This is a genomic window from Acetobacter fabarum (genome assembly GCF_029069195.1).
GTDB classification, from domain to species: Bacteria; Pseudomonadota; Alphaproteobacteria; order Acetobacterales; family Acetobacteraceae; genus Acetobacter; species Acetobacter fabarum_A.
This window is the reverse complement of the sequence record NZ_JARDYK010000010.1, coordinates 91,272-105,737: the sequence shown is the minus strand read 5'-3', so window position 1 is coordinate 105,737 and position 14,466 is coordinate 91,272. Positions and strand designations below refer to the sequence as shown.

Below are 14,466 nucleotides of genomic sequence, written 5' to 3'. Positions count from 1 at the left end.
CCCCATGGCCCTGCCCGACCGTTTTATCGACCACAATACGCAGGATGCGCAGTATGACGAGGCCGGGCTCTCCGCACCACACATCGTCGCAACCGCTCTTAACGCACTGGGGGTTAACCTCACGGAAGAACGGACGGCCTAAAGGCATGGCCCGGCGTCGCGCTGATCAGATTCTGCTCGATCGCGGGTTGGTCGAAAGCCGTACAAAAGCACAGGCCTTGATTATGGCTGGGCTTGTTTTTAGCGGCTCTAAGCGCGTCGCCAAAGCAGGAGACCAACTGGCGGAAGATGCGCCGCTGGAACTCAAGGGGCAGGAGCATCCGTGGGTCTCACGCGGGGGGTGCAAGCTCGCGCATGCTCTGGAGCATTTCGGGCTCTCTCCAGCCGGACGGCAGTGCCTTGACGTAGGTGCCTCCACCGGTGGTTTTACGGATGTGCTGCTTACGCACGGCGCCGAACATGTTTATGCGGTGGATGTCGGACATGGACAACTGGCATGGAAACTGCGGTCTGACCCAAGGGTAAGTGTGCTTGAAAAGTGCAATGCCCGTTATCTGGACACAACATTTATCCCGGTCGCACCGGAAGTCATTGTGTGTGATGCCAGTTTTATTGGCCTGCGGACTGTTCTGCCCGCAGCCCTTCACCTTGCCGCAGATAATGCCTGGGCCGTTGCATTAATTAAACCCCAGTTTGAAGCCGGGCGGGAGCAGATTGGCGCAAAAGGCGTTGTGCGTGACCCTCTTGTGCATGAAAGCGTGTGCGCCACCATTCAGGAATGGTGGTCTGCTTTGCCGGGCTGGGAGGTACTGGGTATTGAGATAAGCCCCATCACAGGCCCGGAAGGTAACAAGGAATTCCTGATCGCGGCACAGCGGAAAGCATAAAAGGCAGTAGTTTTACATAAATCTTAAACTAAATTTTCAGGTTGCTTCCTGATTTTTGCATGGCAGATGATCGATTTTTTTGCCACAATTCTCTGAAGAATACAAAAATCAGTTCACCATTTTGAGGGAAGCAACACAGAATCATGCGCAAGATAGCGACATTGTTTGGCGCCGCCTTCCTTTTGGCCTCCAGTTCATCTGTCTGGGCTGCTCCGGCTTATCACCCTTCTTCGGCATCTTATCCGGCAATGGAAACCGCTAGTGTTCTGCTGCGTGGGTATGAGCAGGATGGGCTGCGCTTGCAGGATGATATGCAGGCTGGTGTGCTGACCATTAAAGCTGATCCGGCAACCCTGCGGGGGGATGGTCATGAGGGTACGGCAGGGCTGTATCGCCAGACCGTCAAGGACGTACTTTCTGCTGCAGCTACATACGCCTACCTTTATTTTGGACAAAATCCGGAGGCTACCAAGCTCTCAGTGGTTGCTGATATACAGGAAGAGGTGCCTGCTCCGGCCAGCATGAATGTGGGGGACGACAAACGCGCAGCGCCAGCGCTGACAATTGAAATCGCACGTCCTTCCTTTCCCATTTCTGCTGATACGAAACCTGATGCGTATTCCGCGCAAACCATTGGCATGATCTTGGACAATATGGATACATCCAAAATGACAATGGCCACGTGGCTCCAGAATGCCCTTAAAGGCCAGAATCAGTCTGCTGCCCGCTAAGGAGCGGGGAAGATCATCATATTCTGACCGGATAAGGGCGGGTAAAAGAGGCTGGTATCTGTCAGCCTCTTTTTTTGTTATGAACCCTTCTCTCCTCATTTTATGAAACAGTGCATACTCTCATGTCGTCTCCAGTTTCTCCTGCTTCAATCCCTGCTGATGCTGCTGCGGTCACCGCGCTGAACGCCGAAGAGCGTACGCGCATTCTGGCAAAAGCCGCCCTGTTCAGTCCTCCTTCTGCGGTTACGGCGGATGGGCGGCGGGATATTGTTGGCCTTTCACGCGAGGAACTGACGGAAATTCTGGTCGAGATTGGTGAAAAACCTTTTCGAACGAAGCAGTTATGGCACTGGATTTATCATCAGGGTGTAACTGATTTTTCACTCATGAGCAGTATTGCCAGACCGCTCCAGCAAAAACTGGCTGAAAAATTCATCATTGCGCGCCCAGAACCTACAACCGTGCAGACATCTCAGGATGAGACACGCAAGTTCCTCTTCCGCTTTCGTGATGGGCAGGAGGCGGAAACCGTTTACATTCCTGACCGGCGGGAAGACCGTGGCGCGGTGTGCATTTCATCTCAGGTCGGGTGCACATTGTCATGCACCTTCTGTCATACCGGCACCCAGAAGCTGGTGCGCAACCTTGGTGCGGCTGAAATCGTGGGCCAGTTCATGGCCGCACGGGATTCCTATGGGGAATGGCCAAGCCCCAAGGGGGACACTCCCCGCCTGCTCTCAACCATTGTTCTGATGGGTATGGGTGAGCCCCTGTACAACTATGAAAACATTGCCAAAGCCATGCGCATTATCATGGATGGTGAAGGGATCGGCCTGTCCCGCAGGCGCATCACGCTCTCCACATCTGGTGTGGTGCCGCTTATGGATCGTTGCGGGGACGAACTGGGGGTTAACCTTGCCGTGTCCTTGCATGCCGTGCGGAATGACCTGCGCGACGAAATTGTTCCCCTCAACCGCAAATATCCGATTGAAGAGGTTCTGGCCGCATGTCGTCGTTACCCGGCTGCGAGTAATGCGCGCCGTATTACCTTTGAATACATCATGCTGCGTGGTGTAAACGACAGCGAAGCAGATGCGCGCGAACTGGTCCGGCTGATTGCTGATATTCCCGCCAAGGTGAACCTGATCCCATTTAACCCCTGGCCTGGGAGCGACTACCGCCCCTCCACACGCGAACAGCAGAACAGGTTTGCAGAAATTGTGATGGGTGCAGGCTTTGCTTCTCCCATCCGAACGCCTCGTGGTCGCGATATTCTGGCCGCTTGCGGGCAATTGAAAACAGCAAGTGAACGCGCAAGAAACACACCATCTTCGTAAAAACATACTTTTTTCCGGCCAGAACATGGTGCGATCGGGAAAGCGCTCTGGCTCCGGGGCTTTCTCGGTGATAGGAGAGAGGCAAACCTGTTATTCAGAGTGATCAGGAGATTGGTGCATGGGCGCGACTTCCGCCAAAAAAGACGTTAAAAAGGTTGTTCTGGCTTACTCGGGCGGGCTTGATACATCCGTTATCCTGAGATGGCTGCAAAAGACCTATGGCTGCGAAGTCGTAACCTTTACGGCCGATCTTGGGCAGGGCGAGGAACTGGAGCCCGCACGCAGAAAAGCCGAGATGTTCGGGGTCAAGGAAATTTTTGTGGAAGACCTGCGCGAAACATTCGTGAAGGATTTTGTCTTCCCGATGTTCCGCGCCAATACCCTGTACGAAGGCCAGTATCTGTTGGGCACATCCATTGCCCGCCCCCTTATTGCACAGCGGCAGATTGAAATTGCTGAAGCTGTTGGTGCAGATGCTGTTGCCCACGGAGCTACGGGTAAAGGGAATGACCAGGTCCGGTTTGAACTGGCGTATTATGCCCTTAAACCCGACATTACGGTTATTGCCCCCTGGCGTGAGTGGGACCTGACCTCTCGTACCCGTCTTTTGTCCTTTGCGGAAGAAAACCAGATTCCCATTGCCAAGGACAAGCGTGGCGAGGCTCCATTCTCGGTTGATGCCAATCTGCTGCATTCTTCATCCGAAGGTAAAATGCTGGAAGATCCGGCTGTTGCACCAGAGGAAATTGTTTTTCAGCGGACAATCGCGCCAGAGGCCGCACCTGACCGGGCAACTGAAATTACCATCGACTTTGTAAGCGGTGACCCCGTTGCCATTAATGGCGAGACGCTATCCCCCGCAACATTGCTGGCGCGTTTGAATGAGCTGGGCAAAGCCAATGGGATTGGCCGTCTGGACCTGGTGGAAAACCGCTTTGTGGGCATGAAGTCCCGCGGTGTATACGAAACACCTGGCGGCACAATTCTGCTTACGGCGCATCGGAGCATTGAGTCCATCACTCTGGACCGTGAAGCCATGCATCTTAAAGATAGCCTGATGCCGCGTTATGCTTCCATTCTGTATAATGGCCTGTGGTTCTCCCCCGAACGTCGCATGCTGCAGGCTCTGATTGACGCCTCCCAACATTCTGTAACCGGGCGGGTCAGGCTGAAACTGTATAAAGGCAATGTGATCTGTGTGGGTCGGGAGAGCCCCAATAGCCTTTATGATACCCGTGTTGTGACATTTGAAGACGATGAAGGCGCCTATAATCAGGAAGATGCACAAGGCTTTATCAAACTGAATGCATTGCGCCTGCGATTGGGGGCGCAGATCGGTCGTAAAGGTGGCGCGCTCTAAGCGCCACTTTTTCTGAATTTTGTAAGGGAGCGCACAAGCACCATGTCCCGTCGATTTTCTCTTGTTCCAAGCATACTTGTGGCCAGCCTGGCCTTTTCGCTCGCCGCCTGCGGTGGCCATAAGGCGGAAGAAGCAGAACTGACACCAGCGCAGCAGATGGCCAAACTGCGTTCGCAACCGGGCGTTACGGTGCTGAAGGACGGCTTGGCTTATAAAGTTCTGGAATCCGGCCCCAAGGATGGTGAGCAGCCCCGCAAAGGGGATGTCATGATGCTGATTTACGAAGGTCGCCTGCCAGATGGTTCCATTTTTGATGGGTCTGACCAGCACGGCAACGGGGCCTATATGCAGATGCCGTTGGATGGTCTGGTGCAAGGCTGGATGGAAGCCCTGCCACTGATGCATGTGGGCGACACCTGGATGCTGTATGTACCGCCCGAACTGGGCTATGGCCATCGGTCCATGGGTGTCATTCCCTCAGATAGCCCTCTGGTCTTCCGTATTCAGTTGCTTGGGGTCGAGCACACGCACAATACGCCATGATCGTGTGGTGTACATGGTGTGGGTTTAAGGAATATTTTTCCTCTCGCATGACGCATTTTGCATAATTTGCGTCATGCGAGCAGGATCTTATTCCGGGGTGGAGAGACGTGAGCTTTCACACTATGTGGCTTAAAAGCTCCCTTCCCTCTTCGCCTGCTATGGCAACTGGATCATCCGTGTCATTCCGTCTGTAAAATGAGGGAATGCTGCGGATTTCTGGTCCGGGCACTGTGTTTTTGTCATAAATTACAAGCGCATAAACCGTTTTCTGGAATAATCTGCTTTAGGGATATTTGCCCTGCATTTTACAAAAACGTAGCGCCCCGCCTGATTTTTCTTTCCCTTACAGACAGTAGCGATAAATCCGCATGCAACGTATTTTTTCTGGCATTCAGCCTTCGGGTGTTCCTCAGCTTGGCAATTATCTGGGTGCAATTCGTAACTGGGTTAACCTGCAGGCGGATCATGACTGCGTGTTCTGTCTTGTGGATATGCATGCCATTACAGTTTGGCAGGAACCTGCCAAACTACGCGAACATACGCTTACTCAGGCGGCTATTCTGCTGGCATCCGGCATTGATGCCCAACGCCATATTCTGTTCAACCAGTCTGCGGTTTCGGCACATGCGCGGCTGGCATGGATTTTTAACTGTGTAGCCCGGCTTGGCTGGCTGAACCGTATGACACAGTTCAAGGATAAAGCGGGCAAAGACAGAGAAAATCATTCTGCCGGTCTTTATGTCTACCCTAATCTGATGGCTGCCGACATACTGGCTTACAAGGCAACACGGGTACCCGTAGGAGAGGACCAGAAGCAGCATCTGGAACTGACCAATGATATTGCCCAGAAATTCAATCATGATTATGGCGTCGATTTCTTTCCACAGGTTGAAGCGCTTATTCCCCCGGAGGCGGCGCGTGTCATGAGCCTGCGTGATGGGACAAAAAAAATGTCCAAATCGGATCCATCGGCCCAAAGCCGGATTGAACTGACCGATGACGCTGATACCATTGCATTAAAAATCAGACGCGCCAAAACGGATACTGGAGTGTTGCCCGAAGACCCATCCGGTCTGGCTGACCGCCCGGAAGCCCGAAATCTGGTTTCCATTTATGCGGCTTTATCTGGCATGAATATGCAGCAGGTTCTGGATTTGCATCAGGGACAGGGGTTTGGTCCGTTCAAGGTTGCCCTGACCGAGGTAGTAGTAAACGAAATTGCCCCGATTGCGCTAAAGACCAGCCAGCTTTTGCAAGACGAAACCCATCTGGTGCAAATGCTGCATAGTGGTGCGCAGCGTGCACAAGCTATTGCTGAGCCAATTGTTGCCGAAGCTGAAAAACTGGTCGGATTTGTAAAACTGCCATGACCGCTCTCTCCCGTCATATGTTTGCCAAGAGCAAGTTACAAAAGATGTTTTGTGCGCTTTTGTGATGACGTGGTGCTCTGCGCATGAGGGTTTGTGTCGGATTTAACTGAAACTGGGTGAGATGAGCATGTCAGAGCGTTCTTTTGCTGAGCCATCCAATCTATCAGATTCTCAAGTCATGGATGCTGTGGCGCTGCAACGTGCCAATCGTATGCACGATGCTGTTGCCGCATATAAAGCTGATTTGGAGCAAGACCCCGATAATGCTTATACCCTCAGTAATTATGGTGGGCTTTTGTGTGCATTAGGGGAGTTCCAAACTGCAAAACCCCTCCTCGCCCGTGCTGTACGTATTAAGCCGGATATGCCTGATGCATGGTCAAATTTTGGGAATGTTCTGTTTGAATTGCAAGATTACAGCGGTGCGATTGACGCTTATAAACACTGCCTGATGCTGCAACCCCAGCACGCACTGGCCCTGAGTAATCTGGGGGTCGTGCTGGACTGTCAGGGGCGGCACGCTCTGGCTCTGAATTTCCATAAAGCCGCAATCCAGATAGAACCAGAGAATGGGCAAAACCGCACCAATCATGCACTCTCCCTTCTGGCGCATGGAGATTATCTGGAGGGGTTTAAAGCGTATGAATGGCGATGGAACAGTAACATCATCGGCAAGCATAACCTGCAAGGCCCGGTGTGGAATGGAGAGTCTTTTGTCGGTAAGATTTTACTTGTACACACGGAAGGCGGGTTTGGGGACATGCTGCACTTTGTGCGCTTTATTCCCTACGCTGCCGAGCGTGGCGGCAACATTATTGTAAAAGTTCGCAAAGAATTATTAACTCTCCTGCAACGCTCATTTCCTGAGCAGTTGTTTATTACGGTGGATGACGTAGCTCCACCTCACGATCTGGAATGTTCGGTCGGGAGTTTACCATATCTGCTTGGCACAACGCTGGAGACTATTCCGCAAGCCTGTGGTTATCTTGCTCCTGATCCCGTCAAGGTCGCCAGTTGGAAGGCGCGTCTGGACAAAGATCTCTTCTTCATGTCTGCATCACCCACACTCCGGATTGGTCTGGTATGGGCCGGCTCACCCCATCGGGAGGTCAGATATGTCGAGTTTGTGGATCAGCGCAGGTCCATAAACCTGCAGAACATGGCGCCATTGGCACAAGTGCCCAATATCCTGTTTTACAGTTTACAGGTTGGAGAGAAGAACATTCAGGCCAAAGCGCCGCCTGCGGGAATGAAGCTGGTTAATCATGCCAGTCTTCTGCACAATTTTGATGATACAGCAGCGCTGATCGCTAATCTGGATATGGTGATCTCTGTTGATACATCGGTTGTGCATCTGGCGGCAGGGTTAGGCAAACCCGTCTGGATGCTGTCACGTTTTGACCAGTGCTGGCGTTGGCTCTCTGGTCGAACAGATTCTCCGTGGTATAGTAATCTTCGCATTTATCAGCAGCCTGAGCCATTTGATTGGTCCACTCCAATCCATAAAATGGTTTTTGATTTGATGAAGATAGAAAAAGAGCGCCGCAAAGCAAAGTAATTTACCTTCAAATATATGATTTTGAATTTTAAAATATAAATCAATATTTTACACTGCATGTTGTTTAGGGTCATAAATTGCCGACCAAGATTATCCTGTGCTTTGTGTTTTTGGCACCATTCAAAAAAATAAATTCAGTCTTCAAAAGTTTTTTCTTATATTAATAAATAAAAATTACTCCACATACTTGTTGTTTATGAAGTTATAATTTGTATAATTTTTTATAATTGAAAATAAAATTCTTTATTTGAATGTGTATTTATAAAAAATATCTTGAATTGATGATATGTCGTTGTTATAAATTTCTGCAACAGAACTCATATGTTCTTTTTTCTCGTGATGCGTGTTCTTGTTTTTGTGCCCGTATCTTCATAGCCCGTCGAATTATATTCCGGGCCAGCATCACGCATGCCTGCTTCCCTTGCTCCTTAGGGCGTAGTTCAACTTCAGCAGGTTGCTAAAAATTATATAAGGAGAGAGCGTCTTGCCAGAGACAACCCCTCAGTCATCCATGCAATCACGTGGCCTTGCCACCTTTCTGGGCGTACCAGAACCGCTTTTTTTTGGTTTTGTCGGCCTGCTCCTGTTTATGGTCGGCGATGGCGTTGAGGCCGGATACCTAGATACTTACATGCTCCATCATGGGCATAGTCAGGGCGATGTGAATCTTATGTTCACAACATATGGTGTCACCGTCATGCTCTCCGCATGGCTGGCGGGACCATTATCCGATCTGTTTGGACCGCGGCGTACCATGTGGGCAGGCCTGCTGCTCTGGGCTTTGCTGGAAGTGGGCTTTCTGTCTTTGGGGCTGGGACCGGATAACCCGTCCATGACCTTGCTGTTCTATACGCTGCGTGGGTTCGCCTATCCTCTATTTGCCTATAGTTTTCTGGTCTGGATCGCTGCGGTCACACCTTCGCGGATGCTTGGTTCTGCCGCTGGCTGGTTCTGGTTTTCCTTTTCCGCCGGGTTGCCAACACTGGGATCACAGTTTGCGCGCTATACCATTCCTTACATAGGAGAACTGGCTACTTTCTGGTGCTCTTTGGGTCTGGTCATTTTTGGCGGCCTGATTGCCCTGCTGCTGGTGAATGAACCCATTGGCTCTAAACCACTTGTTGCCGCCAATGCAGATAAAAAGCAGGTCTTCTTTGGCTCTGTCAGCATTATGTGGCGTGAGCCAAAAACGCTGGTTTCTGGCATTATCCGGACCATTAACACATCATCCGAATATGCTTTTCTGGCAATTATGCCTGCTTTTTTTGTCGATCAGCTACACTTCTCCCAGTCTCAGTGGCTGGATCTGCTTTCACTGATCTTTCTTGGTAACATTCTGTTCAATCTTGCCGCCGGGATGTTGGCTGACAAGCTTGGCCACCGGTTTGTTATTGCCATTGGTGGGTGCATTGGTTGCTGTGTAACCATTCCTCTCTTTTATTATGTGCCATTGTGGTACCCTGGGAACTTCATGCTGGCAGCGATTACGGGTTTTGTTTATGGGGGCACTGTTGCTGCATTCGTACCCATGTCTGGCCTGATGCCTCTGATCTGCCCAAAAGAAAAAGCTGCGGCTCTGTCCATTCTGGGCCTGGGCGCTGGTGCGAGCACCTGGGTGGGGCCAGCAGTGGTCAGCGTCTGTGAATCCTGGTTCGGAATGGATATGGAGGGTGTGATCTGGAGCTTTGCGGGTCTTTATCTTTTTGCCGGGGTTCTGACATTGTGTCTGCGTATTTCACCCGAAGCACACCGACACACCGAAATGCTGGAGAAAAAGAAAAAACAGTCCAGATTGGCCGATTTCCACGGCACCCGGCAAACGGCGTAAGTGCCGGTGAAAAGAGCATAAGACACAAAAAAGAAAGGGAGGCTCCGCACCTCCCTTTCCCACTTCCGCCAAGAAGTTTTGTTTTTCAACAAGACCGAGGTTGCTCTTCTGTGCGATCACACTGCAATGATATGCATCAAGTTCGGGTGATTTAGGGGGCAGGCTGATTTGGCTGAGGCATTACAGGCGGATTTACGCGCCAGCCAGACCATTCCCAACCATGCTGCCCGGGTTAATGCACTGGTCAAAAACAGTTTCGCTTACGCCTGAGGCCAAGGCTGCTTCTTTGAGCGTTTCATCCCGTGCCATGGCGCGATGGGCAATGGCGGATGCTTTGTCATACCCGATAACAGGGCTTAATGCGGTGACCAGCATGACTGAGACTTCCACGTAATGTTTGATTTTGCGTTCGTTCAGCGTTGTACCTTCAACGGAAAATGTCCGGAAATTTTTGCAGCCATCGGCAAGAATACGGATTGCATGCAACACATTTGACGCAATGACCGGACGCATGACATTCAACTCAAAATTGCCTTGAGCGCCCGCAAATGCAACCGTTGTGTCGTTTCCCATCACCTGTGTCGCAATCATGATCAGGGCTTCACATTGTGTAGGATTAACCTTGCCGGGCATGATGGAAGAGCCCGGTTCGTTTTCGGGTAGGTTAAGTTCTGCCAGCCCGCACCGTGGGCCGGAGCTGAGCCACCGCATGTCATTGGCAACTTTCATCAATGCTACGCCAAGGCCACGCAACCCGGCGGACGCGCGTACCATAGCGTCCAGCCCACCCAAAGCGGAAAATTTATTGGGCGCCGTTATAAACGGCTTGCCGGTCAGAACGGCAATATGTTCAGCGATTGCCTTACCAAAGCCCTTGGGTGCGTTCAGGCCCGTACCAACAGCCGTGCCACCGGCAGCCAATTCAGCCAGATCCGCTCGGGCTGCACGCAGAGTGTCAAGAGTGTCTTCAAGCTGTTGTGCCCAGCCGGACCATTCCTGCCCAACCGTCAAGGGCACGGCGTCCTGCAAGTGGGTTCTACCCATCTTGACTACGACACTCCACATATCCGCTTTGGCCCGAATGCTGGCAATAAGGGCCTCTACCTGCGGGACAAGGGTATTTTCTATTTCAAGCAATGTCACAACATGCATGACTGTCGGGAATGAATCATTGCTCGATTGCCCCATATTCACATCATCATTGGGATGCACGGGCGTTTTGGAGCCAATCTGCCCGCCAAGGAGTTGGATGGCTCTGTTGGCAATCACCTCATTCACATTCATATTCGTCTGGGTGCCTGACCCAGTCTGCCAGATATAGAGCGGAAACTCCGCATCCATCTGGCCAGTGCTCACCTCGTCCGCCGCCTGAATAATTGCAGCCGCCTTCCAGTTGGGTAGGCGATTGTCTGCCAGATTGACCTGCGCTGCGGCCTTTTTAACAAGGCCATAAGCACGACAAAGCTCTATGGGCATCCGGTCCCGCCCAATGGAAAAATGTACCAGACTACGCTGTGTCTGTGCTCCCCAGTAGTGGTGGGCGGGCACATCAATAGCGCCCATGGAATCACTTTCCTGCCGCATGCCGGTTGCGTCTATGCCAATACCTACGTCCCGTAGCGTGTATGGTGCTGTCATGTTCTGCCACTCCCACTGTAACGTTTCAGGCAAACTGTCTCTTTGGGTGGTATGTTCTCAGTGTTTCTGACGCGTACCGCCAGCCATATGTCACGTGGCGTCACGCAAGCGCAGTAAACAGGTTTTATCGCTCGTCGGAAGGTCTGCCTTATATGTCGGGTAGGTGGAACGCATTGGGTCTGGCTTCTGTTGGCATATAGGGGCATTTGACACATGCTATCCCAACGATCTGTAAATCAGGCGGTTCCGCTGCATAACGTGAATGTGGGGGGCATTTGCATCAGTCTATCTGCGTGCCCTGATGCAAACAGGAAATATATTTTCTGGAAAAATTTTCCCTGTTTGCAAGTAGTACGAGGTGGCCCCGATGAAACGCATAAACAGGCTTTGCCCATGCGTGCATTACGCTGGCAAGGCTCCAAGAGCTGCCAGAACACCCTGAGTGCGTATTATTATACGCAACGCAATGACCTGCTGATCCAAGGCAGAACTATCCAGATCTCTCCACGCATCGAACGCAGGCAATTTTAAGCCTGCAGCATAATCATCAGAATGTGCAAGGGCTTGCTGTTCTGCCGTATAGGCTGGTTCAGACGTTGCATACTCCTGCCCCTGTGCATTGACGCCTCGCAGCATTTCCAGATAAGCGGCCATGCCGAAGGCAATGCGGGAGCAGTCCTTGTTGCCAAGGAGCAGGTCGCGCACTGTCTGCGTCCAGAAAACCTGAATTTTTGCACAGCCATCACTGGCGATACGCAAGGTCTGGTCCGCCATGGCAGGGTTGGAAAACCGGCTTAGAAGACTTTGCATATAGTGTTGCAAGCTCACACCCGGAGGAGCCTTGAGTGTTGGAATGACATCACGGGTTAAGAATTTTTCCACATTTTTCTTCAGAGCAGGGTCTTTTACCGCCTGATCCACATGTGCATAGCCTAACAGAATTGCCGGGAAACTGAGCATGATATGAGACGCGTTGAGCATACGGATCTTGACGTGCTCATAATCCGTAACATCCGTGACAAACTGCGCTCCGGCACGGGCAAGGTCTGGCCGACCATTCGCAAAATTATCTTCCAGCACCCATTGGTGGAAATCCTCCGCCACCACAGGCAGATCATCTTCCAGCCCATTTGCAGTATTTAAGGCTTTGGCAATATCTGCCGTAACGGTTGAGGTGATACGATCCACCATGGCATTGGGGAACGTGGCATTGTGCGCGATCCAATCGGCCAGTTCGGGGTCACGCGCCTGAGCAAAACCCAGAAAGGCCTTGCGGGCCACATCACCATTATGCCGCAGATTATCACAGGACATAATGGTAAATGCTTTTATTCCTGCATCGCGTCGGCGGCGCAGGCCTTCTACAACATAACCAAAAACGGTTTCCGGGTTTTTGGGGGTCCGGAGGTCGCTTTGTACGCTTGGATTGCTCAGGTCGAACATGCCGGTGGTTTCGTTAATATTATAACCACCTTCCGTTATGGTCATGGACACAATACGAATATCGGGGTTAACCAAATGCTCCAGCACTTTCTGCGGGCTTTGGGGGGCAAGCAGGTAATCCCGTAACGCTGCGATGATCCGCACGGAACGATCACCCGTTGGGGCACATTCGGTCAGGGAGTACAGGCAATCCTGTCCTTGGAATAACGTGGCTTTTTTGCTGGAATGCTCGCCTTTTGTCAGGCCGACACCGATAATACCCCAGTCTGGTTCTGCCTTGAGGATTTTATCAATATAAAATGCTTCATGCGCCCTGAAAAAATTACCAACACCAAAATGAACAATACCTGCCTTAATATCCAAAGGGTTGTAGTTTGGTAAATGCACAGGAGGCTTCACATTTCCAAGATATTTGAGAGTGAGCATGCGTTCCTCCAATGTATTTATAATTAAGCATGCAACCTTAATTTGTGAAATATTAAATTTCAATACGCATATCGAGTTATCATAATCATATTATTACTCATTGCGTATTTTATAATATTTCTTTGCATTATGATCCCTGCCCTTGTTCTGGCGCATGTTATCTTCCATGATACCACCATCATTTTACCCTCAACCCAATAGGCATAACATGAACAAACGCGAACTTGGCCGTACCGGCATTATGGTGAGTGAACTCTGCCTCGGTACAATGACATTTGGCCAACAGAATACACAGGCCGAAGGGCATGCCCAGCTTGATCTGGCGCAGGAGCGGGGTATCAATTTTATCGACACAGCCGAACTTTATGCCATTCCACCGCGGGCCGAGACATATGGCGCAACGGAAACCATTATCGGGAACTGGCTTAAAATCCGAGGTGGACGTGACAAGCTGGTTATTGCCAGCAAGGTTGTGGGGCGCTCATCATCCCCGTGGTATCGGCCGGGTGGAGAGCAGGCCCGTCTGACATCCCGCCAGATCCGTTATGCTCTGGAAGGTTCTTTGCGCCGCCTTGGTACAGATTATATTGATCTGTACCAATTGCATTGGCCCGACCGCTCCATTGGCTTGTTCGGAGAAGGCGGAACCACATTCAGAGACATCCCGCAAGATGATGCCGTGCCAGTAGAGGAAACACTGAGCGTACTGGGCGACCTTGTGGCAGAAGGGAAAATCCGTCATGTCGGTCTTTCCAACGAGACCGCATGGGGCGTTGCCAGTTTTCTGGCGGCTTCCAAAACTGGTCTGCCACGTGTTGCATCCATTCAAAATGCGTACAACCTGATCAATCGTACGTTCGAGATCGGGCTGGCTGAAATGGCCTTACGTGAACGTGTGGGTCTTCTGGCCTATTCCCCCCTTGCCCAAGGTTACCTGACCGGTAAATACTTGGATGGCGCTCGCCCGCTCGGTGCACGTACGACCCTTTTCAACCGTGCACAGCGTTACGAAAAACCCGGAGTGGATGTTGCAATCCACGCATATCTTGAACTTGCTCGACAGGAAGGACTGGACCCGGTTCAACTGGCCATAGCCTTTGTTACAAGCCGACCGTTTGTTACGTCCAATATTATTGGTGCAACCAGCATACGGCAGCTTGAGACCATTCTGGGCTCCGTTGATCTGGTGATAACGCCTGAACTGGAATCAAAAATAAACGCCATTCATCAGATTCACTCCAATCCGGCTCCCTGACTGCGTTTTTTATAATGACTATGTGTGCCGCATGAGATTTAAAACCAGCCTGATGTGTTTTGGCCTTTATGCGACATTCGTCTCTTTGAT

11 protein-coding genes are annotated in these 14,466 nt (G+C 51.2%); 9 read left to right on the top strand and 2 right to left on the bottom strand.

Annotated features, from left to right (window positions below):
- The first annotated feature begins 146 nt into the window (after window positions 1–146).
- The 8 genes from PY793_RS11545 (at window position 147) to PY793_RS11510 (ending at window position 9,614) form a co-directional block, all read left to right on the top strand.
- The gene (locus PY793_RS11545) at window positions 147–887 is read left to right on the top strand and encodes a TlyA family RNA methyltransferase (RefSeq protein WP_275178162.1); all 741 of its coding nucleotides are present in this window, start codon (window positions 147–149) and stop codon (window positions 885–887) included.
- A gap of 143 nt (window positions 888–1,030) precedes the next feature.
- Complete coding sequence (locus PY793_RS11540) at window positions 1,031–1,618, top strand: hypothetical protein (protein WP_275178161.1); 588 nt, start codon at window positions 1,031–1,033, stop codon at window positions 1,616–1,618.
- Between the two features lie 122 nt (window positions 1,619–1,740).
- Complete coding sequence (gene rlmN / locus PY793_RS11535; protein WP_275178160.1) at window positions 1,741–2,955, top strand: dual-specificity RNA methyltransferase RlmN; 1,215 nt, start codon at window positions 1,741–1,743, stop codon at window positions 2,953–2,955.
- Window positions 2,956–3,073: 118 nt separating this feature from the next.
- Window positions 3,074–4,315, top strand: a complete 1,242-nt coding sequence (locus PY793_RS11530) for an argininosuccinate synthase (protein ID WP_275178159.1) — start codon at window positions 3,074–3,076, stop codon at window positions 4,313–4,315.
- Window positions 4,316–4,357: 42 nt separating this feature from the next.
- Window positions 4,358–4,858, top strand: a complete 501-nt coding sequence (locus PY793_RS11525) for an FKBP-type peptidyl-prolyl cis-trans isomerase (RefSeq protein WP_275178158.1) — start codon at window positions 4,358–4,360, stop codon at window positions 4,856–4,858.
- A 368-nt stretch (window positions 4,859–5,226) separates the two neighbouring features.
- On the top strand, window positions 5,227–6,228 hold the full coding sequence (gene trpS / locus PY793_RS11520; RefSeq protein ID WP_275178157.1) for a tryptophan--tRNA ligase: 1,002 nt from the start codon (window positions 5,227–5,229) through the stop codon (window positions 6,226–6,228).
- Window positions 6,229–6,355: 127 nt separating this feature from the next.
- Window positions 6,356–7,786, top strand: a complete 1,431-nt coding sequence (locus PY793_RS11515) for a tetratricopeptide repeat protein (protein ID WP_275178156.1) — start codon at window positions 6,356–6,358, stop codon at window positions 7,784–7,786.
- A 511-nt stretch (window positions 7,787–8,297) separates the two neighbouring features.
- A complete protein-coding gene (locus PY793_RS11510) occupies window positions 8,298–9,614 on the top strand; it encodes an MFS transporter (protein ID WP_275178166.1) in 1,317 nt (438 codons plus the stop codon).
- A gap of 192 nt (window positions 9,615–9,806) precedes the next feature.
- Here PY793_RS11510 and fumC read toward each other — a convergent pair whose 3' ends face one another.
- Both fumC and PY793_RS11500 read right to left on the bottom strand, forming a co-directional pair.
- Entirely contained in the window at window positions 9,807–11,252 is a 1,446-nt protein-coding gene (gene fumC, locus PY793_RS11505) for a class II fumarate hydratase (protein WP_275178155.1), read from the bottom strand.
- 402 nt (window positions 11,253–11,654) lie between these two features.
- Window positions 11,655–13,121, bottom strand: coding sequence for a mannitol dehydrogenase family protein (locus PY793_RS11500; RefSeq protein WP_275178154.1), 1,467 nt, complete (start codon window positions 13,119–13,121; stop codon window positions 11,655–11,657).
- A gap of 208 nt (window positions 13,122–13,329) precedes the next feature.
- Here PY793_RS11500 and PY793_RS11495 point away from each other — a divergent pair, with 208 nt between their 5' ends.
- Window positions 13,330–14,376 (top strand): aldo/keto reductase, encoded by a 1,047-nt coding sequence (locus PY793_RS11495; protein ID WP_275178153.1) that lies wholly within the window; start codon window positions 13,330–13,332, stop codon window positions 14,374–14,376.
- Window positions 14,377–14,466: the final 90 nt, after the last annotated feature.